Origin of the sequence: Nostoc sp. CCY 9925 (assembly GCF_963920935.1) — a bacterium.
GTDB lineage: Bacteria > Cyanobacteriota > Cyanobacteriia > Cyanobacteriales > Nostocaceae > Nostoc.
On record NZ_CAWUDO010000010.1, the window covers coordinates 45,109 to 64,811 of the forward strand.

Sequence of the window (19,703 nt, forward strand, 5' to 3'; positions counted from 1 at the left end):
ATTCTGCCTACCAATGATTACTTCAACAAACGTCACCCGAAAACTATTCAATATTGAAGAATATCACCGCTTAATTGAATTGGGTTTCCTAACAGAAAACGACAGGATTGAATTAATTCGTGGAGAATTAATGCAAATGGCTGCCAAAGGAATACCACACAGTAGCTGTACTTCTTCTCTAGTCAATGAATTAGTAGTTTTACTCTACAATAAGGCTATAGTTAGAGGACAAGAGCCAATTTCATTACCTCCAAATAGCGAACCGGAGCCTGATGTAGTCATTGCGCGTTATCGTGAAGATCGTTATTCGTCAAAGCATCCTTCTGTTGAAGATATTATATTAGTAGCTGAAGTATCTGATAGTACCCTTAAATATGATATCCAAGAAAAATTAACCCTTTATCCTGAATTGAAAATTGCTAATTATTGGATATTTAATTTAATAGCTAATTGTTTAGAAGTTTACACCCAGCCGTTTCAAGATTTGCAAGGTAATTTTAATTATGCAACTAAGCAAATATATTTACCAAATGCCATTGTAAATATTCCTGAATTTCCAGATTTATCTCTAAATTTATCAGTGGTATTTCCTTTAAGTAGGTCGGCGTGAAAAAACCAAACTATGTAAAGATAAATGAATACTCAGAATAGAGGTTTTCTGATGCTGAGGCTTTATCACTCGCCAATTTCTCCCAATTCGCGCCGCGTCTGGATTACTCTCCTAGAAAAAGGACTTGAGTTTGAATTAGTAGAGATTAAACTGGATGGAGAACAGTTTAAACCAGAGTTTTCAGCGATTAGTCCTTTTCATCGCATACCAGTTTTGGTAGATGAGGACTTGAAGATAATAGAATCCTTGGCAATTTTGGATTATTTAGAAGCCAAGTATCCGACACCTGCGATGCTGCCTAAAAATGCAAAGGATTTGGCGATCGCACGTATGGTACAACTGGTAACTGTGAATGAGCTTTTGCCTGCAACTACCATCTTTCTACCTCAGTTTCTAGGCTTGCCGGGAGGAGATCCAGAAACAATCGAGAAGGCAAAGCAAAAAATTGCCACAGTGCTGAAGTTTTTGGAAAGTTTACTTGACGATCGCCCTTACTTTGGCAGTGAAAACCTAACTCTAGCTGAAGCTGTGGCTGGAACTGTAGTACCTTTGATGCCAATTGTAGGCATATCTTTAAGTGAATATCCAAAATTAAACGCTTGGTGCGATCGCTTGATAGCACGTCCGGCATGGCAAGCTACTGAGGCTACTCCGGAGGACATAGCGGCGTTCAGAACGGTCATAGTGGCGAGAATGTCACAACAGAATTCAGGCTAAAAGCTATCGGCCTTAAGAGCAAGCTTGTGACAAAGATTGCAAACTTCCAAAAGCCTGCCTGTACGCACCGCGCCATAGGCAGGCTTTGTTTGCATGGGTGCTTGATAATAACTTTTCTTACAGCTTGACTTGGGACAAATGACTACGGGGATTGTAGGTACGTATAGCCCGGATTTTTTCATAATACTCCCGCTCCTGTTGGCTGAGGTCTTTTGGTGGGGCGACCGCCACCTTCACCAACTGATCGCCTCGTCCACCCTTGGCGAGAGGCCAACCTTTGCCACGTAAACGCAGCGATTGACCAGAACGCACACCCGCTGGTAGCTTGACATTAACCATGCCATCGGGTGTGGGTACATCAATAGATGCTCCCAGCGTTGCTTCATCTGGGGTAATTGCCACTTCGCAAACTAAATTATCGCCTTCCATTTGGAAGAACGAGTGCGGCTGAAGTTCGACTTTTAAGTATAAATCCCCCCGTTGTTGAGTCATGGGGTTAATTTGACCTTTACCCCGCACGCGTAGGCGAGTACCAGTTTTAGCCCCAGCTGGGATGCGAACATCAATTGTTTCGTTGCCTAGACTAAAGCGCTTTTGCACACCATGAAATGCTTCACCAAAAGTCAGAGTGATGGCAGCTTCACTATCTTGGGCAGTGGCAGCACCTGGATCTTGATACCCAAAATCGTTAAAGCCACCAAAACCACTGGGGGCACCTGTGGGAGTACGGTAAGAATAGGTTTGTCGTCCACCACGAGGACTAGCACCGCCAAAGCGTCCTAGCAACTCATTAATAAACTCATCAAAATTGCCGTATTGACTGAAGTCAAAGCCGCCCATATCGACACCAGCACCGCCAGATGGGAAACCTTGACCAGCTTGTTTCCAATATTGGCCGAATTGGTCGTACTTTTTGCGTTTATCTGGGTCTGAGACGACTTCGTAGGCTTCGTTAATTTCTTTGAACCGTGCCTCTGCCTGTTTGTTGCCTGGATTAACATCAGGGTGATATTTGCGGGCTAGTTTGCGAAAGGCTTGTTTAATTTCCTCTTGACTGGCAGTCTTATTAACTCCCAAAATTGCGTAATAGTCTTTAAAGTCGGTTGCAGCCATCTACCAGCCTCCTATAGAAATTCCCGTTATGTTTTTAAGATAAGAGATGTTTAGTTTGCCAGGTATAATGCCAAGCAAAAATAATCTGATTTTAAATTAACAAAGAATATAGAAAATCAAGTGTGGTTCTTGCTCACCGGGCGATCGCAATTTCCGTACTTTGAATAAACGTAGGGAGTGGGGAGATGGGGAGATGGGGAAAAGGTTAAAGGTTAAAGGGAAAAGGAATCAATTTAATCTTTCCCCTTTTCCCCTTTTCCCCTTACCCCTTTCCCTTTCCCCATGCCCTATGCCCCATGCCCCATGCCCCATGCCCCAATTTCAAAGAAAGCGAATCAGGTTGTCTAATCCTTCTTCTAGACTTGGCGGAGCATCCCGGAGTTGACGGTGCATCTGCAAAATAATTTCTTCTGGCACCTGGCGCGATCGCCTTTTATTGCGTGCTAAACACAGCCAAACTGGCATATTTACCCAAATTCCCGTAATGTAGGTAAAGCCAAAGTCACGGGCTAGAGTAATTACCTCACGGCGATGGCGTCGCTGGGCGTTGGTAGCGTCGAAAATTGCCGCATTACCTGTGGAAATAGCTTGTTGAAATTGCCGTTCCACTTCACGCCAAATTAGCAGCCACGATCCCTGAATAGCTTCACAACCAAATAGTTGCCCCCGAATGGCATCTGTAGAAATCAGGTGCCATTCGGGGCATTCTGCCAATAATTGTTTTGCCAGAGTTGACTTCCCGCTACCTGGAAGACCTATGAGCAATAAAAGTTGAGTCATTTGTCATTTGTCCTTTATCCCTGGTCATTTGTCATTTGTCCTCTCTTACAAAGTTCTGAGCCAAGGAAGCCTTGGCTCAGACTTTGCGCTTTGTTGGTTGTAACCAATGACTAATGACTAATGACCAATGACTAATGACTAATGACCAATGATTAAATTACCGTTCCATCAGGAATTACAGCATTTTTTAACACAACTACGATCCCACTACGGATGTAAAAACCTTGACTTTCGCGGTCAGCTTCTTGGACGTTATCTTTGTTGATAATTTTGACATCATGTCCGATGCGGGCATTTTTATCAACGATCGCACCCCTAATAATTGTGTCGGTACCAATGCCTACAGGAATGTCACCTTTAACTAAGCTACATTGGCGTTCCACAGAAGCCTGGTAAAAGTCTGCACCCATGAGCAAAGATTCTTCGATGATGCAGCCAGATTCAATCCGCGATCGCACTCCCAAAACTGAATGTTGAATGCGGCAATTTTTCAAAATGCAACCTTCGCCAATAATTGATTCTGTGATTTGGCAATCTAATAGTTTACTCGGAGGTAAGTAACGAGCGCGAGTATAAATTGGTGCTTCTTCATCGTAAAAACTAAAGGGTGGCTGGGGTTGGCGAGTCAGGGTTAAGTTTGCGTGATAAAATGCCTCGATTGTTCCAATATCTTCCCAGTAATCATCAAATAGATAAGCTTGAACGTTGTAATCCTTAGAGGCATCAGGAATAATTTCTTTGCCGAAATCAGTCCTTTCTGTACCCTCTCTTAACAACTTGAACAAAACATCTTTTTTGAAGACATAAATCCCCATCGAGGCGATGTAGGGCTGTTGTTGGGCTTGTTCTTTTGTTAATCCCAGTACGCTTGTATCAACTTGCATTTGGGTTAACGCTTCGCCTTTGGGTTTTTCGCTAAAATCGATGACTCTACCAGAATCGTCAATTTTCATCAAACCAAAATCTGAGGCGCGGCGCTCGTCAATGGGGATGACTGAGAGAGTAATATCAGCCCCGGTTTCTCTATGGCGCTGGATAAACTGGCGATAATCCATACGGTAGAGGTGATCGCCTGAGAGGATCAAATATTCGTCTACATCCCATTCTTCCATTAACCACAGATACTGACGCACCGCATCAGCTGTACCTTGGAACCAGTTGGGGTTTTCTGGTGTTTGTTGTGCGGCTAGCACTTCCACAAACCCTTCGTTGAAACCAGTAAAGTTGTAGGTACGGGCAATGTGACGATTCAGGGAAGCTGAGTTAAATTGTGTCAGAACGTAAATTTTGAATATTTGGGAATTTATGCAGTTACTGACAGGGATATCGATTAAGCGGTATTTCCCCGCCACTGGTACTGCTGGTTTGGCGCGGAGTTTGGTTAGCGGATAAAGCCGAGTCCCCGCGCCACCACCAAGTATGATTGATAAAACTTTTTTCACAAAATTTCTCCCAGCTGCCTTTCAACTCTCATCTTCAGTTTAGGACTGTATGTGGCAGCTGGTAAGGGGGGATCGAAGAATCTCCGGGAGGAATTTTAGAAACTGCTGCTGGTGTTGAATGAGGTTATTGACTAGTTATCAATTAATATAAAGTATTATTTAATATCAGTAAATAGTCAGCTTCAGCTACACGACTGTTAAAAATACATAAATTAGTGGCTTCTGAATGAATTCAGGAATCAGTAATTTTTTAGACAAAGTATTATTGCTTTAGCTAGAGTTTATTAGATAACTAAGTGCTTATTTATGCTTCTGAGCCTGCTGCTTAAATTTCTCCTGGCGAACTTTGTATCGCCCCAAGAAGCAACCGCGATCGCCCAATCTCGCAAAAAGTCTAAATGCTGGCGATGTTTATCATGAAAGTTTGTTGCAATTAAGCTAACAATTATCGCACCAAAACCTAAAGCTATACCACCACTTATAGAAATACTTCTGACTAAAAAACTATCTTCTTCTGGTTTATTTTCTAACCAGTGAAAGTGATATGCTGCCACAGCAATAATTATTGCTGAAAATTATCCGCGCGGTGTAGGGTTAGACAATGCCTATTGAACACCCAGCTTCCCTGTATTCATTCTCTTATTAACCAAACTTAATTGCTGCGATCGCTTCAAATACTTCACCCAAGGTTGCTCTGACAATTGAGAGATGGCATTGGGTGACAGTGTTGCCGTAAAAATATCTTTACCACTGCTAACACCACTAACGCCGAGATTTTCTAAAACAGCAGTTGCATTAGAGTCTAAAATTGCTTCGGTATGGATAAAAACCCCCAAACTCGGTTTTTCTGAATCTTGAATATTATTCAACGCTGTAGCAAGGGCAGCGTCTAGCTTTTGATAATTCATAAACAATTCCTTGTGAAAGAGGGTAGGCAATTTTTACCTACCCTAACTTATCAAATTTATAGTTTTTTATCGCCTACCCTTGTACAGAAATAATATCCACCTTTCTCAATCTAATTACAGATTTAAGGCATTAATCACTCCATAACCCCATTTCTCATCGAATGTGCCTGCGGGTTTTCCGGGAATTGCGCTATTTTTACGTAGCAAATCTTTCAAAGTAGCGGGATCTAGTTGGGAATCGCGTTGTAAGAGTAATGCAACTAAGCCAGTGACGAAAGGTGTTGCCATACTCGTACCAGCCATTGCGACAAACTTAGAATTAATCATTGACGAACGGGCAGAATTAGCATCAGCAGAAAGTGTGGAAACAATCATTGCTCCTGGTGCTGCTATGTCCGGCTTTTGGCCATCATTGCGTAAAGGCCCTTCACTACTAAATTCGGAAATAGTATCCAAATCTAAGCCCATTTCTCGTATTTCGTTATCAATATCTGTGTACTTAGCTTTGGTAGTATAAGCTGCAACTGTAACGGCACTACTAGAGGCTCCTGGCGAACCAATTTTGACTGCATCTTTGATGCTTTTACCTGTAAAAAATACTGATGACATATCGTCTAACGTCCACACATCCACACGTGTCTCAGTTGCAGAAGTATTGCGTAGACGTAGTTGCCAAATACCTCCCATTACTTGGGAAGGGCCGATACCGCGTATTTGGACAAAGAAGTTGCGATCGCCGTTAGCTTGGTCTGGCCCTGGTGTCACAATTTCCACCCGTGCATCGGGTAACTGATATTCCTGCGTAGGATTACCGTCAGTAATGATTTTTTGGAACGGAGTAACAAAATCGTTGGGACTCCGCACCGAAACTTCCAACTCACTGTCTTTGGAATACCAACCATTTAGCCAAACTATGCCTACTTGATTTAGAGGAACATTAAAGCGCATACCACGGGTGCGATCGCTAGGTATGGTTGTTTGACCATGAATATTGATGCTTCCTTCGTTACCCGCAGCACAGCAAACAATTCTGCCAGGGCCGGTTTCGGCGTCAATCACCTTTGATAGAGAATCGCTACCATCATGGGCATCGGCGTGTCCCCCCAAGCTGAGATTGACAACGGCTGGGCGTCCCAACTGCCTGGCGACTCGAAAAATGTAGCGAACGCCATCGGCAATGTGGGCATCCTGTAAATCTGACCTAACCACAACTAATTCCGCCTCTGGGGCTACGCCGCTATAGGTAGCATCGGCACCAGCAGCTATTCCGGCAACGTGGGTGCCATGTCCGTCAGTATCCTGAGAAATTGTCAGTTGCGCCCCTGAAAATTCAGCCCCGTAGCCTCCTTCTGCTACTCCTGGGCCTGGGAGTGTTTGATCCCAAATGTGTAAAATTCTTCCCGCAAAAGCTGGGTGTTTCGGGTCAATGCCACTATCTATAATGCCGACAATTACGCCTTTGCCGGTCAGTCCAGTTTGGTTTTTAAACTCCGGCAGTTTGACTTTTCCGGGTGCAACATCCATCCGTAGGTGAAGTTTGCGTGATGGTTTGATACGTTGGATTGTATCTTCTTCAGATAAGACATCTAAAGCATTTATTGGTAAAAAAGCTGTGCGGACGCTGCCGGAATTTTGATTGACTTCAATATTATATTGCGATAAATAACTCAAGTCTGCATCAGGGTCGCAGTAGATAAAAACAACGCTTTTAGTTGGCTTGACTGTGGTTTTATGGGCAATAATACCAAGCGATCGCTTATGTGTAACTAAGGCTTGTTCTCCTTCGTTTTGATAATCCTCATATGCCAAAAGTAATCCGGGAGAAAGTTTGTCGTGTCTCATTTTTGCCTCAAATTAAATTTATTGGGAGCTAGGAACCATAACAACTGATATTTTGAATCCTAACTTTCTTTTCTACTACTAGGACTGAATACACCTTGACATAATTCATAATCTATAAAAATAATCCAGTAATTGCTTAAGTCATTACGGATAAAGTTAATTCAATAAATATTAAAAATTATTAATTATTTCAATAAAATTAATAAGCTAGTATTTTTTTACCAATCCCGATCATATTTACCCAAAAAAAGTACATTTGGAATAAAGCAAGACTTACGCAAAATCATGAAAGAGCGAACCGCAAAGGACGCAAAGGAGAGGCAGCGCGGTCTTGGGGGTTTCCCCCATGAGCGACTGCCGTCACAAAGAAGTAAGAGTTTCAGAGAGTTTTTGCGTAAGTCCAATAAACTGGGAAAGAGTCTTTCCATACTCCACGCCCAATTTTCTATCATAAGTAGGAGCCACAAAGAAGCTAATATCTGCAACGATCGCTTCTGAAGCCACTGTGAGTAATTCATGCAAATTCAAACACCAGACTGGGTGAAGCACGCTGTTTTCTACCAAATCTTTCCAGACCGCTTTGCTAGAAGCAAAAAGCCACGTAAACGCCTGTTGCATGAAGCCCGTTGGGAAGATTGGGACGCAATGCCAACACTCCAAGGTTATAAAGGGGGGGATTTATGGGGCATCATGGAAGGTTTAGACTATATCAAGGATCTGGGCATTAACGCCATTTACTTTACACCGATTTTTCAATCTGCCAGCAATCACCGCTATCATACCCATGACTATTATCAAGTTGACCCCATGCTGGGGGGCAACGAAGCTTTTAAAGAATTACTAGACGCCGCCCACCAACGGGATATCAAAGTTGTTCTGGATGGAGTTTTTAACCATTCCAGCCGGGGATTTTTCTTTTTCCACGACGTTTTAGAGAATGGGCCTCATTCCCCGTGGGTAAATTGGTTCAAAATCGAAGGTTGGCCCGTTTCCCCGTACAATGGCGAGTTTCCTGCTAATTATGTGGGTTGGGCTGGAAATCGCGCCTTGCCAGAATTTAACCACGACAATCCAGAAGTGCGGGAATACATTATGGAAATTGCCGAATATTGGATTAAATTCGGCATCGATGGTTGGCGATTGGATGTACCATTTGAAATTAAGACCCCTGGTTTTTGGCAAGAGTTCCGCGATCGCGTCAAAGCCATCAACCCTGAAGCTTACATCGTCGGCGAAGTCTGGGGAGATTCCCGTGAGTGGCTGGATGGGACGCAATTTGATGGGGTGATGAATTATTTGTTTGCCGGGCCGACAATTGCCTTCGCGGCTGGCGATCGTGTAGTCTTAGAGCAAGTGCAAAGCCGCGACTATAAACCTTATCCACCCTTATTTGCTGCCGAATACGCCACCAAAATCCAAGAATTACTCGAACTTTATCCTTGGGAAATTCAGCTAACTCAACTTAATTTGTTAGCAAGCCACGATACAGCCCGATTGATGAGCATTGCCGGTGGCGATATACCCAGCATAGAATTATCAACTCTACTGCTACTCACCTTTCCCGGCGCTTCCAGTATCTATTACGGCGATGAAGTTGGCTTACCTGGCGCCATAGACCCAGACTCACGTCGTGGTTTTCCTTTAGAGAGTAACTGGAATCAAGAAATTTTCAATACTCACCGCCAATTAATTGCCCTCCGCCACACTTACCCAGCATTGCGTACAGGTGATTACCAAGTCCTCTATGCTCAAGGAGAACTTTACATTTTTGCGCGAACTTTAGAAAAAGAAGAATTGATAATTGCCGTCAACGCTGGGACAAGTTCCGCAAAAGCCAGCGTAGATATTGCCAGTTTGCATACTCAACCCAACAAACTCTTATATGGTAGTGCTGAAGTTGAGTTGAATAGTGAAGGAGAAACTCAGCAGTTGTCATTAACTGTTCCTGCACGTAGCGGTTGTATTTTGGGCTAGGGACTGGCGAGGCAGGGGAAAAGGAATAAATTTAACCTTTCCCCTTTACCCCTTTCCCTTTCCCCATTCCTAACGCCCTTACTTCCCTGCTACCATTGCAGGCATCAACACTGCATCAATAATATGGATGACGCCATTGTCTGTCAAAATGTCTGTTTTGATGACATTGGCGCCATTCACCTGAATTTTGCCGTTGACAGATTCAATAGCTAGAATTGACCCTTCAAGAGTCTCTGCTTCATTAATTTGTGCCAAGTCATCAGACCTGACATCCCCGCTAGCGACATGATACGCCACAATTTTCTTGAGCTTGGGAATGTCTTGTAGTAAAGAATCTAAAGTTCCCTCTGGTAAATTGGCAAAAGCTTCGTCAGTGGGTGCAAAGAGTGTCAAAGAACCAGGACTTTTGAGACTTTCTATCAAATCTACAGCTTTAACAGCTTTTATCAGTGTATTGAAATTTCCTGCTGCGATCGCAGTTTCCACGAGATCAGCCATGAGGGTGCGTCACTTAATACTACAAGTTACTTATAAAGTGACTAAAATACTCTTAGCCTCTATCAACAGAAAGGTTGCTGGCGTTTAAACAGACAGTAGCAGACTGATTTAGTGCTGTTACACTGGAGAATGTCCCCAAGAACCACTAATTATGCTAAAGCGTTCTAAGTTCGAGACAACACAGTCTCAAATTATGCACCGTGCTGAGGATTTGATCAGTGCAGCCTCAAATCGTTACCGCATTACGGTTCAGGTGGCGAATCGTGCGAAGCGTCGGCGTTATGAAGACTTTGAAAGTAATGAAGATGCAATGATGAAACCAGTGCTAAGGGCAATTATCGAAATGTCTGATGAATTGACTCAGCCAGAAATTATTGGCGAACTATAAAAATATTGCTGAGTGAGGTAGAGACGCGATTATATTGCGTTTGAGTACAGACGCGATTAATCGCGTCTGTACAAAAATTCTGAATCACAGGCAAATTCATACTTGCACTCAGCAACGCCCAAAATCTTATTTTATGAAAAAGAGAAAATTTCTTTTGAAATCAGTTCTTTCAAAACTTAAAACTCAGTACTCACCAATATTATTTGCGTTAATGGTGGGTTTAATTATTTTGGGTTCCACTTTATTTACTAACCAACCTGGGATAGCACAGACAATCACTCCTAGTGATGTTTGGCAGGTAGTATACCAGAGATTGCCAGATTTTCCACGGGAAAATAAGTATATCAACAAAGAAAATGGCAAAGTTGCCGAAAACAATACGTTAGCAAATCGGTTGATTAGGTATCATGTTTACACCAAAGGGCGTCCCCCAAATTATCGCTTGGATTGGAAACTAACTTTAGCTGATTACCTGGGTGCGAATGAAGTTATGTATGATAGTAGCTATCCAGGAAATGATACACTACGAGAAAATCCGATAGAAGGCGATCGCGCTGCCATTGCCCGTTTGACTCGCAGCCAGCGAAACACTTTGTTGGAAGTTTTAGTCAATATATTTAATCCTACTTCCCAAAACACATCAGCCCCTCGCCCCAACACCACAGCCAACCCTACCACATCAAAAACTCCACAGCCACCCCAACGCACAGGTGCCGAATTACTGAAGTAATGCCAGAGTAAATTAATAACTCCTCACTCTTGTACAGACGTGATTAATCGCGTCTCGAATTATGGAACGCGTTGTTAAAAGCGGATCTGGTTGGCGTATTGGCTGGAACCCCGATGCACCTGAATTTAAAGGTTTAATAGGTACTGATGACTGGGCAATTGAGTTAACCGAAGCCGAGTTAAATGATTTTTGTCGTCTGCTGGCACAGTTAGCAGACACCATGAAGCAACTCGCAACAGAATTAATGGAAGAGGAAAAAATCGCCTGTGAAGCTGAAAGCGATTTATTATGGATGGAGCTAGAAGGCTATCCCCACGCTTACAGCCTGCGTTTCATCTTGAATACAGGGCGATGTGTAGAAGGTAAGTGGGATGCTTTTGCTGTTCCAGATTTACTCCAAGCCACTGGAATGCTCAAAGTTTTTTAAATCTAATATGTAGATTTTTGTTTATCTTCATGCTATGATGGCAAAAGTCAATAAATAGATTTCAGATTTGTAGTTGGCAAAATCCAAAATTCAAAATCTAAAATCCAAAATTGATTTTACGGGGCGTAGCGCAGCTTGGTAGCGCGCCACTTTGGGGTAGTGGAGGTCGTGGGTTCAAATCCCGCCGCTCCGATTGATAATATAGGATGCCTGCTAGTTTTTTAACAGATTGGCAGGTTTTTCAATTAGAATATTTCTTAGTAGCCTCTGCCAGACACTATCAAATCAGCAGTTCAAGATACTAAAACTTCGCTGAGAATAATAACTGGTAAGCCAGGGACATTACGAAAGCCTTTATCGTTGGTTATAAATTGGTTGCAATTAACAGACAAGGCTGTAGCTGCATGAATAGCATCGGGTATTTTCAAATTAGTAGTAGCCCGCAGATTTGCAGCTTGTCTTAGTACAGGTTGACTAATAGGAACTAGTTGCATATTTTCCGACAACAGCAGTTCTTCGTAAGCATTGAGCAAAAATGTATCATTATTTTTCAAAGGAAGAACTAAAGTCTCCATCAAGATGAGTTCACTGCTAATTATTTGAATTTCTCCTGTCTGAAACTTTAACCATAGCGGTTGCAGCAGTGAATAATAATCTGGGTTCCACTCTACGCTATAAATTACTACTGGTGTGTCTATATAGATAACGCTAGAAGAGGGAAGTATTAGCTGTCCCATGAATCCCGTTCCTCTTGCAACTGTCTATCTATTTCTTCAGCACTTTTTGGTGTGCGTTTAGCGTGAACTTCTTCTATAATTTCTATTGCAGAACGTCGTTTTACTTTAGGCTTTTCTGGCAAAATCACGAATACATCAACATTATCGCCAATCTCAGCTTCTGGAAGTTCTATTTCTATTTTGTTTCCTGGTAAAACTTTAGTTGTGATCCGTAAAGCTGCTTGCATGATTTATTCTACCTTATATAGTTAGGACATTTTATTTGCCATTGTTAGGGTTAACCCTATTAAGTTTAATTCTAGTCTATTATCCTAAAAGCCATACTGAGCAGCAACTCGCTTATCTATTTATTTCTCCAATTCCACAATTTTCGAGAAAATTTTTATAGTAATAGGTAGCTATCCTGTTGCAATTCTACAAGAATTTTGGTTTTAAATTATTTTGCTTTAATAAAGTGCGATCGCAATTGCACTTTATTAGAAAATACAAAAAGTGCAGAAGGATGTTTTTTCAAAAGATAATCCATGACTTTTCTTTCACCTTGTCTTGATAATTATTTTGATTTCAAACATGCATAAATGAGAATAGATTTTAAACCTTATCCGCAAAAAAGGCTAATAATAAAATTGCGTTCAGTCGGTGAATACCCTATAAAAATTTGGTATGTTACTCATGCTAAGACGCTTAGATAGCCGTAAAATCTCCTCAGTGGCTATGCTTTTGCTTGTTATATGCTTTACTCTAGTAAGCGTGCATTCATGTAGGCAAACAGATATGATATCAGCACCTTATCTGCTGACCGATCCATTTTTGCAGCTGCCAACTGAAAATTCAGTGCGAGTAGTTTGGTTTACCGAGTTTGCTGGTACTCAACATACAGTGTCCTACGGTGAAAATCTCAAACAAACCGCTCAGGCAAATACTATCAAACTTAGTCGCACGCGTGAAGACCAAAAGTCAAGGGTTGGAAACCAAACCCAAGACAACCAAGTTTATCAAAAACCTGTTGGACGTGACATTTGGCGACATGAAGCTGAGGTAACTGGGTTAACTCCTGGTATGCGGGTAAACTATCGCGTCGCAAGTGTGCGGGAAGATGGCGAAACTGCTAGCAGTGATGTTTTCACTCTTGCAGCTACTCCAAAACCAGGTACACCACTAAAAATTCTGCTGACCTCAGACCATCAATTAAAGCCGATGACATCTGCAAATCTGCAAAAGGTAGTAGAAACGGTTGGACGAGTTGATGGGGTATGGTTTGCTGGTGATTTGGTCAATGTTCCCGATCGCGCCTCGGAATGGTTTGATGATAATAGCGGTGGTGCGCTGTTTCCCGGTTTGCAAGGCCGTGTTAAATACGAAATGACCCACGACGGTGTTAAGACAACCTACACTGGTGGGCAAATAATTCAACATGCACCCATGTTTACTTGCATTGGTAATCATGAAGTGATGGGACGATTTGCTAGAACTGGCAATTTAAATGATGAATTTGATGATACCATTCCTCATGCGATCGCCCAAAAATTGTATCCTGACAAATCTGCGATCAATAATTCTTTTAATACTGTTACCTACGAAGAAATTTTCACTCTACCGACAAGTCAAGAGGGTGGAAAAAAATATTACGCAGTTACCTTTGGAGATGTACGTCTCGTAGTACTATACATTACGAATATGTGGCGTAGCCCCAGTTTAGATGGAAAGCGTAAAGGTAGATATCAAGAAGCAGAAAAGGATTTCAATAATCCAGAAAATTGGGGTTATGGACAGGTAATTTATGAGCCAATTGCTAAAGGTAGCAAGCAGTATAATTGGCTAGAAGCAGAACTCAACAGCCCTGAGTTTATACAAGCAAAATACAAAGTTGTGATGTTTCATCATCCGCCTCATACTCTGGGTGATAATATAGTTCCTGCCTATACAGATCCAGTACAAATAATTGAGCGGGATAATGACAAGATTAAGGCAGTACGTTATGAGTATCCCAAAGGCGCAGATTATATCATCCGAGATGTTCTGCCTTTGCTAGAAAAAGCTAATGTGCAATTACTATTTTATGGACATTCCCATTTGTGGAATCGCTTTGTTAGTCCCAGTGGAATGCACTTTTTAGAAACATCTAATGTCGGCAATACTTATGGTGCGGCTTGGGGTGAAAGAAAGCGAGAAGTGCCAATTGGCTATCAAGAAGAGTATGTTCAACTTGGCGATCCCAATGGTTTAGAACCGATGTTGCCAACAATTGCCCCTTTGTTAGGTGAAGATGCTAAACCAATGCCTTATATTGCCAGTAATGAGATGACAGTTTTTAGTATCTTTGATACAGCAACGGGTACGATCGCTAGTTATCGTTTTGATACTCGCAAGCCTGATTCAGAGGTAGTAAAGTTTGATGAATTAGTTATTAGTTATTAGTCATTAGTCATTGGTCATTAGTCATAAAAAACCAATGACTAATGGCAATCATATAAAGCAAGTACTTCAAATACTAACGTCGTTTAAGTGCTAAAGTCAGTCCATCTGCGATGGGGACAAGAGAAATAGTTACCCGTTCGTCATGGTGTAATTTTTCGTTCAGCGCCCGAATTGCTTGGGTACTTTCATCTTGAAATTTTGGGTCGGCAACGTGTCCTGACCACAAAACATTATCAATAGCAATTAATCCACCCGGCCGCACTAATTGTAGCGATCGCTCGTAATATCCATCATAATTTTCTTTATCAGCATCGATAAAGGCAAAATCAAATGTCTCAGCTTGCCCACTTGCTAACAATCGATCTAAAGTTTCCAAGGCTGGTGCCAAATGTAGATCGATTTTATGGGCAACCCCAGCTTCTTGCCAATACCGCCTAGCGATCGCAGTAAATTCTTCACTCACATCAGCCGCGATAATCTTACCATCATCTGGTAGCGACAAAGCTACAGAAAGTGAGCTATAACCCGTAAACACTCCAACTTCCAGGGTTTTCTTCGCTCCGATTAACTGCACCAAAAGCCTCATAAACTGCCCTTGTTCTGGCGAAATCTGCATTGTGCCATTGGGGTGGTTGGCGGTTTCTTGACGCAGCTTCCAAAGAATTTCTGGTTCTCGCAGCGAAACAGATAAAAGATAATTGTATAGTTGGTTATCAAGACCTATAGACTGTTTTGGCATGGTAGATGAGAAAATTTAGGGAATCTACAGTTATACTATCGCTGATTAGTGGTTTCTTAGGATTAATATGGTGCGGTTGCTTTTGACAGTAATATTGTTAGTGTTATTGACGGCTTGTGGCAGTATTGGACTGCTACCGACTAGTGAGTTAGTGCAAAAAGCGATCGCATTTGAGCTAGAACAAACTCAACAAAAGCTTAGCCAGCAGTTAGATCTAGATTTTCAAGGATTTGAAATCAAGCGGCTATCAATTAGCCAAGAACAACCCCTAACTATTGAAAATTTACCAGCTTTTCGCGTCCGCGGAACCTATGATTTAATTGTTAAGTTACCAAAACGAAGCTTAACACAACCCAACAAACCCTTTAACGTTTACTTGCAAATTCAACAAGAAGGTAAAACTTGGCGATTACTACTTCCAGATAAAGGTAGCAAAGATACTCAACCAATTTGGCGTAGTTATGTTATCCAATAACAAAGCCTGTTGCATCTTTGCCCAAGCTTAATAAGTCTTGTTAATGAGAAAATTAACTTGGGCAAAATGTTTCTATATTTTAGAAACAAAAGGAGAAATCTGTGCCAATAATCAAAAAAATACCAAGACATTATCTAGTTTCTCAGGATGAAGATTAATAGTCTTGAGGTAAATATGGCTGGTCATTTTTTTTGCTTGGATGTACTAGGCTATAGAGTAAAACCAAGCGAGTAGCAGCGGTTAAAGTCATAGCTGCTCTCAAAAATATTTTTCCAGCCAATCCTTTATTCTTCAAACCCCAACCAATGGGATAGTAGAAAAATGTAGCCCAACAGAAGGCAACTGTAAGTCTTTTGATTAAAATAGATTCTGAAAAGCAAGCAATTGGAACAATCCACAAAAAGAATTGTGGAGAATAAAAGACTGAGAATGTCATGAAGCCTACAAGTGCTATTAGAAAAGCATTAATTAAAGATTCAAATGTTTTTGGTTTTTTTAATACTGGGAGCAAGGATGACGAAATTTGTAGAAGCGTGGGTAATCCAGGAAAAACAGCAACAAGCCAATTCAAGTAAAATATATCGTATGTGCTTTCACCATTCAATCGCCGCGCGGCATGAAAAGAGTAGGGAACCAAAAGACCTTTTAAACCAGCATAAAGAAATACTATCAGGTTACCCAAAACAAAGGGAGACAAACAAACTATAGTAGCCTTTATAACACCTTTAAAACCTTGCTTATAAAAGATAAATATTAAGTAAGAAGGAAGTAAAAATAGAGCATACCCTTTCAAGGCGATTGTTATTCCCAGCCAAAATGAACCTTTTGTATACTTTTCATCACGAATCGCCAGTAGAGCAAGTAGTGTTGTAACAGATGTGTAGATGTCAAACCTGAATATAGCAAAGTAAACTGCGGCTGGAGTTAACCAAAGCCAAATAGAGTTTCTTGATACCTTAACTAATGTTACATATACGCCAGAAAGATAGATTAACCAGCTAATAGATCCCCAAATAAATGAAAAGCTTTCTAAATCCGATGAAAAAGGATGAGTCACTTCGGCTACGAATCGACTCAAGCCAAAAATCAAGTTTGCTAGTAAAGTATATTGAGAAAAAACATCTATATATAGTATTCCTTGTCCAACAACCCATCTACTTGAATCAAAGTAAACCTTAATGTCATAAAGATCTAATAACTTAAGCCCAAATAGTTGATTACTAAACAAAAAATCCCACGATAAGTACATTGCAATTATACTTATGATACTCAAGGGTAAAAAAATAGATATTAGCTTTTTTGTAGAAGTATTATTTTGAAATAGTCTCATTTTTGTTAGTATACCTATTAAGTTAATCTCGACCGGACATAAAAGCTAGATAGCTTGTTGAATTTCAACTTATAATCATTTAATAAAGTCTATGTTTTAGCTGCTGAACACTCCAAAGGCAATAGCTCATAAATGCACCAGTGGTAACTTTAATCTCCATTCAGATCCTGAGTGGTAGGGAGTAAGGTTTAAGAATACTGCAAGTTTTTTCACCATTTTATTTAAGATAACCTTTCTTGTGCTTAGTGAATACAAATATAAAATTAATATCTTGTAAATTTAATATGAGTTTAACTTAACTATTTAAAAAATATATTTTTCTAGTTATCAAATCTTTGATATATTGTATTGTGGAGTTTTCTTTCTTTATTGACGATAAGTATTTATTTACGTAATAAACTAATTATTTAGTATTATATTTTACTAATTTAACAACAAATAGACTGAGAGTATTTTTGCTCAAGCAAGAATCAATTTATACAAACTTAATAACAATACCCGTGAATGAAATTCTCTAGCTGCCTTTAGAGTCAGAATTTATCAATGTTTTTTAATTTTAAATTTCTGATTTGAGATTCATAAACATAAAAATTTTTGAAGTTTGAATTTTGGACAGTGGCATATGTGCTACTAGAAAAACCATCACAAGCATTTCCGTATAAATGCTAGAGCATAGCGATGATCGAAATAATAGTTTCATCGAAGAAAATGCAAAATGTATATTAACTTTTTTATCAGTTCCATTGCTAGTATTGTGGTTGTGGTGCTAGTTGCTTTTGGCTTACTCCAATGGTTGCACATACCTGCTGGTAGCTTTCTTGACTGGGTGATTGGCGGTGCGAGTTTTTGGTGGCTGTTGGTAATTGTTACGGTACCGTGGAATGTGCATTTTCAAGCTAAAGAAGTTTTAGCAGAAGCAGCACAATCGACTGAGAAAGGAATTCCAGTCGATGAAAAACAAGTAAAGTATGTCACAGTTTTGGCAAAGCGATCGCTCTGGGTTGCCATTGCTTTACACTTATTCTCAGCCGTTGGTCTTTATACTCTTGCTGTCACTGGTATTAGTACAGTTGGATATGTCAGTTCTGGTGCAGCTTTGTTGTTAACAATTCTGCGTCCAGCGATTCGGGCTTACGAGTATTTATATGCACGGCTAACGATGATTCGCCAAGAATGGAAGTATCCCCGTGAAGATATTGTTGAACTGCGCGATCGCTTTTATAATTTAGAACAAAAAGTGCAATCTTTAGAGGAGCAACTTAACCCAGAACAACCCTCTTCATTGCCAGCAACGCAACAACGTTTTGCTGAAGAAACTCGCAGAGATTTAGCGCGGATTGCGGCTAATTTAGAAGAATTACGCGCCATAAATCACACAGAACACGAACGTTTAGGAAGAGAAGCCAGAAATGCGATCGCTCAACTTTCCACCGACGGACAATTTCTCGACCATGTGCGTGAAATCATTCGATTTTTTAAGACTGCTTAATTATTACTAAATTATAAGTGAGTAAGGGGAAATAGTTGCTATTACCCCTTATTTATTACAAAAATTTATTTCTTCTGTTATTGTTTTTGAAACTCTAAGTTAAGAAAGAGTAAAATCCCACCAATTCCAACTCCAAGACCAATTACTTGTGTTAATACATTGGATATAATAGCAACTAATATTGGATAGTTTACAATAACACTACTTAAGATTTTGTTAAAAATTCCCTGCAAGCCAAAAACGATTAGATAAGTTAGTAATGAAAAGAAAAACGCCTTCCACCAATTTCCTTTAACTAATGTTCGACTATATTGAAATGCTGCCTTACCTCTTTGATCTCGGAGAATAAAAGCCTGAAGACAGAAGCCATTGTTTATACTGTAAATAATACCTGGAACAATTAACAATAAAAAAAGTAAAGCCGAAGTGAGCGCAAGTCTTATCCATAAAATAATCAGGGGTAAAATGCGCGACAATATCTGTCTAACTACAGCTTGAGGTTGAATATTTTCCTGAAGAACACAACTTTCTGTAAGTATACAAAGACTAACAACGTAAATTGGAACTATTATTAACATATAAAAAATATAAAATATAGAATATAAAATCCCAAAATATGAATTAGGATTGTAACGGATGTATTCTGAAAAACCGATTAAAATAATCACAAAAGGCAGGTATATTAAAAGAAAACTAAGAAAGAGCCGATTTCTTTGAATATATAAGTCAAAGCCTAATGATATTAATTCAAGCACTCCAAGTTTTTTGCTCTGAAGTTCAGAAAGGGTACTCATAGATTGTATTTTATTACCTCTTCCCTAAGATATAAAACTACTCATACCATACTGTGTTCAGCATTAACAGTACCCATCAAGGTGCTATTTGATAAGTCTTATGAAGCTTTTTGTAACGAAAAGCAATTATGGCATTTCTCAGGCAAATGAAGTAACCGATAGGGGCGAACGACCGTTCGCCCTTACAATAATCTGTACCTCACCAAGTTGGAATCTCCTCAAGTATTTTGAGGAAAAATTAAAATTGGAACTTACAATAATCTGTACCTCACCAAGTTGGAATCTCCTATAT

Annotated in this window: 22 protein-coding genes and 1 tRNA gene; 10 read left to right on the top strand and 13 right to left on the bottom strand. The window is 40.4% G+C overall.

Going from position 1 to position 19,703, the window contains the following annotated elements; all coding sequences use genetic code 11:
* Positions 1 to 13 precede the first annotated feature (13 nt).
* Entirely contained in the window at positions 14 to 610 is a 597-nt protein-coding gene (locus tag ACM0OY_RS07870) for a Uma2 family endonuclease (protein WP_414568302.1), read from the top strand.
* Between the two features lie 51 nt (positions 611 to 661).
* The gene (locus tag ACM0OY_RS07875) at positions 662 to 1,327 is read left to right on the top strand and encodes a glutathione S-transferase family protein (RefSeq protein WP_414568367.1); all 666 of its coding nucleotides are present in this window, start codon (positions 662 to 664) and stop codon (positions 1,325 to 1,327) included.
* Positions 1,328 to 1,444: 117 nt separating this feature from the next.
* On the opposite strand, the gene ACM0OY_RS07880 is transcribed toward ACM0OY_RS07875, so the two are convergent.
* The 7 genes from ACM0OY_RS07880 to ACM0OY_RS07910 form a co-directional block, all read right to left on the bottom strand.
* The gene (locus ACM0OY_RS07880; RefSeq protein WP_414568303.1) at positions 1,445 to 2,440 is read right to left on the bottom strand and encodes a DnaJ C-terminal domain-containing protein; all 996 of its coding nucleotides are present in this window, start codon (positions 2,438 to 2,440) and stop codon (positions 1,445 to 1,447) included.
* A 321-nt stretch (positions 2,441 to 2,761) separates the two neighbouring features.
* Positions 2,762 to 3,220, bottom strand: a complete 459-nt coding sequence (locus tag ACM0OY_RS07885) for an AAA family ATPase (RefSeq protein WP_414568304.1) — start codon at positions 3,218 to 3,220, stop codon at positions 2,762 to 2,764.
* A gap of 152 nt (positions 3,221 to 3,372) precedes the next feature.
* Positions 3,373 to 4,662, bottom strand: coding sequence for a glucose-1-phosphate adenylyltransferase (locus ACM0OY_RS07890; RefSeq protein WP_414568305.1), 1,290 nt, complete (start codon positions 4,660 to 4,662; stop codon positions 3,373 to 3,375).
* Positions 4,663 to 4,946: 284 nt separating this feature from the next.
* Positions 4,947 to 5,216 (bottom strand): hypothetical protein, encoded by a 270-nt coding sequence (locus ACM0OY_RS07895; RefSeq protein WP_414568306.1) that lies wholly within the window; start codon positions 5,214 to 5,216, stop codon positions 4,947 to 4,949.
* 51 nt (positions 5,217 to 5,267) lie between these two features.
* Entirely contained in the window at positions 5,268 to 5,570 is a 303-nt protein-coding gene (locus tag ACM0OY_RS07900; RefSeq protein WP_414568307.1) for a hypothetical protein, read from the bottom strand.
* A 114-nt stretch (positions 5,571 to 5,684) separates the two neighbouring features.
* Positions 5,685 to 7,412: a S8 family peptidase gene (locus tag ACM0OY_RS07905; protein WP_414568308.1), complete on the bottom strand. Its 1,728-nt coding sequence runs from the start codon at positions 7,410 to 7,412 to the stop codon at positions 5,685 to 5,687.
* A 360-nt stretch (positions 7,413 to 7,772) separates the two neighbouring features.
* The gene (locus ACM0OY_RS07910; protein WP_414568309.1) at positions 7,773 to 7,934 is read right to left on the bottom strand and encodes a hypothetical protein; all 162 of its coding nucleotides are present in this window, start codon (positions 7,932 to 7,934) and stop codon (positions 7,773 to 7,775) included.
* On the opposite strand from ACM0OY_RS07910, the gene ACM0OY_RS07915 reads away from it, so the two are divergent.
* Positions 7,929 to 9,386, top strand: a complete 1,458-nt coding sequence (locus tag ACM0OY_RS07915) for a glycoside hydrolase family 13 protein (RefSeq protein ID WP_414568310.1) — start codon at positions 7,929 to 7,931, stop codon at positions 9,384 to 9,386. The genes ACM0OY_RS07910 and ACM0OY_RS07915 overlap by 6 nt on opposite strands.
* Positions 9,387 to 9,464: 78 nt before the next feature.
* Here ACM0OY_RS07915 and ACM0OY_RS07920 read toward each other — a convergent pair whose 3' ends face one another.
* Positions 9,465 to 9,884, bottom strand: a complete 420-nt coding sequence (locus ACM0OY_RS07920) for a fasciclin domain-containing protein (RefSeq protein ID WP_414568311.1) — start codon at positions 9,882 to 9,884, stop codon at positions 9,465 to 9,467.
* Positions 9,885 to 10,035: 151 nt separating this feature from the next.
* Here ACM0OY_RS07920 and ACM0OY_RS07925 point away from each other — a divergent pair, with 151 nt between their 5' ends.
* From ACM0OY_RS07925 to ACM0OY_RS07940, 4 genes are all read left to right on the top strand, one after another.
* On the top strand, positions 10,036 to 10,272 hold the full coding sequence (locus ACM0OY_RS07925; RefSeq protein WP_094351515.1) for a DNA-directed RNA polymerase subunit omega: 237 nt from the start codon (positions 10,036 to 10,038) through the stop codon (positions 10,270 to 10,272).
* Positions 10,273 to 10,483: 211 nt separating this feature from the next.
* The gene (locus ACM0OY_RS07930) at positions 10,484 to 11,002 is read left to right on the top strand and encodes a hypothetical protein (RefSeq protein ID WP_414568368.1); all 519 of its coding nucleotides are present in this window, start codon (positions 10,484 to 10,486) and stop codon (positions 11,000 to 11,002) included.
* Positions 11,003 to 11,063: 61 nt separating this feature from the next.
* A complete protein-coding gene (locus ACM0OY_RS07935) occupies positions 11,064 to 11,429 on the top strand; it encodes a DUF1818 family protein (protein ID WP_414568312.1) in 366 nt (121 codons plus the stop codon).
* A 119-nt stretch (positions 11,430 to 11,548) separates the two neighbouring features.
* Positions 11,549 to 11,622, top strand: a tRNA-Pro gene (locus tag ACM0OY_RS07940).
* A 100-nt stretch (positions 11,623 to 11,722) separates the two neighbouring features.
* On the opposite strand, the gene ACM0OY_RS07945 is transcribed toward ACM0OY_RS07940, so the two are convergent.
* Together ACM0OY_RS07945 and ACM0OY_RS07950 are read right to left on the bottom strand one after the other, a co-directional pair.
* Complete coding sequence (locus ACM0OY_RS07945; RefSeq protein WP_414568313.1) at positions 11,723 to 12,166, bottom strand: type II toxin-antitoxin system VapC family toxin; 444 nt, start codon at positions 12,164 to 12,166, stop codon at positions 11,723 to 11,725.
* Positions 12,154 to 12,393, bottom strand: a complete 240-nt coding sequence (locus ACM0OY_RS07950; RefSeq protein ID WP_414568314.1) for a hypothetical protein — start codon at positions 12,391 to 12,393, stop codon at positions 12,154 to 12,156. The genes ACM0OY_RS07945 and ACM0OY_RS07950 overlap by 13 nt, the downstream gene beginning before the upstream one ends.
* A gap of 547 nt (positions 12,394 to 12,940) precedes the next feature.
* Between ACM0OY_RS07950 and ACM0OY_RS07955 the strand changes: the two genes are divergently transcribed.
* Positions 12,941 to 14,584 carry a metallophosphoesterase gene (locus ACM0OY_RS07955; RefSeq protein ID WP_414568315.1) on the top strand — a complete coding sequence of 548 codons (1,644 nt, stop codon included), beginning with the start codon at positions 12,941 to 12,943 and terminating at the stop codon, positions 14,582 to 14,584.
* A gap of 73 nt (positions 14,585 to 14,657) precedes the next feature.
* Here the strand turns inward: ACM0OY_RS07955 and ACM0OY_RS07960 are convergent, their stop codons facing one another.
* On the bottom strand, positions 14,658 to 15,323 hold the full coding sequence (locus ACM0OY_RS07960; protein ID WP_414568316.1) for a class I SAM-dependent methyltransferase: 666 nt from the start codon (positions 15,321 to 15,323) through the stop codon (positions 14,658 to 14,660).
* A gap of 67 nt (positions 15,324 to 15,390) precedes the next feature.
* On the opposite strand from ACM0OY_RS07960, the gene ACM0OY_RS07965 reads away from it, so the two are divergent.
* Entirely contained in the window at positions 15,391 to 15,798 is a 408-nt protein-coding gene (locus ACM0OY_RS07965) for a hypothetical protein (RefSeq protein WP_414568317.1), read from the top strand.
* 154 nt (positions 15,799 to 15,952) lie between these two features.
* On the opposite strand, the gene ACM0OY_RS07970 is transcribed toward ACM0OY_RS07965, so the two are convergent.
* Positions 15,953 to 17,128 (bottom strand): hypothetical protein, encoded by a 1,176-nt coding sequence (locus ACM0OY_RS07970; protein ID WP_414568318.1) that lies wholly within the window; start codon positions 17,126 to 17,128, stop codon positions 15,953 to 15,955.
* Positions 17,129 to 17,843: 715 nt separating this feature from the next.
* Here ACM0OY_RS07970 and ACM0OY_RS07975 point away from each other — a divergent pair.
* Positions 17,844 to 18,617, top strand: a complete 774-nt coding sequence (locus ACM0OY_RS07975; protein ID WP_414568319.1) for a hypothetical protein — start codon at positions 17,844 to 17,846, stop codon at positions 18,615 to 18,617.
* 77 nt (positions 18,618 to 18,694) lie between these two features.
* Here ACM0OY_RS07975 and ACM0OY_RS07980 read toward each other — a convergent pair whose 3' ends face one another.
* The gene (locus ACM0OY_RS07980) at positions 18,695 to 19,411 is read right to left on the bottom strand and encodes a hypothetical protein (protein ID WP_414568320.1); all 717 of its coding nucleotides are present in this window, start codon (positions 19,409 to 19,411) and stop codon (positions 18,695 to 18,697) included.
* Positions 19,412 to 19,703: the final 292 nt, after the last annotated feature.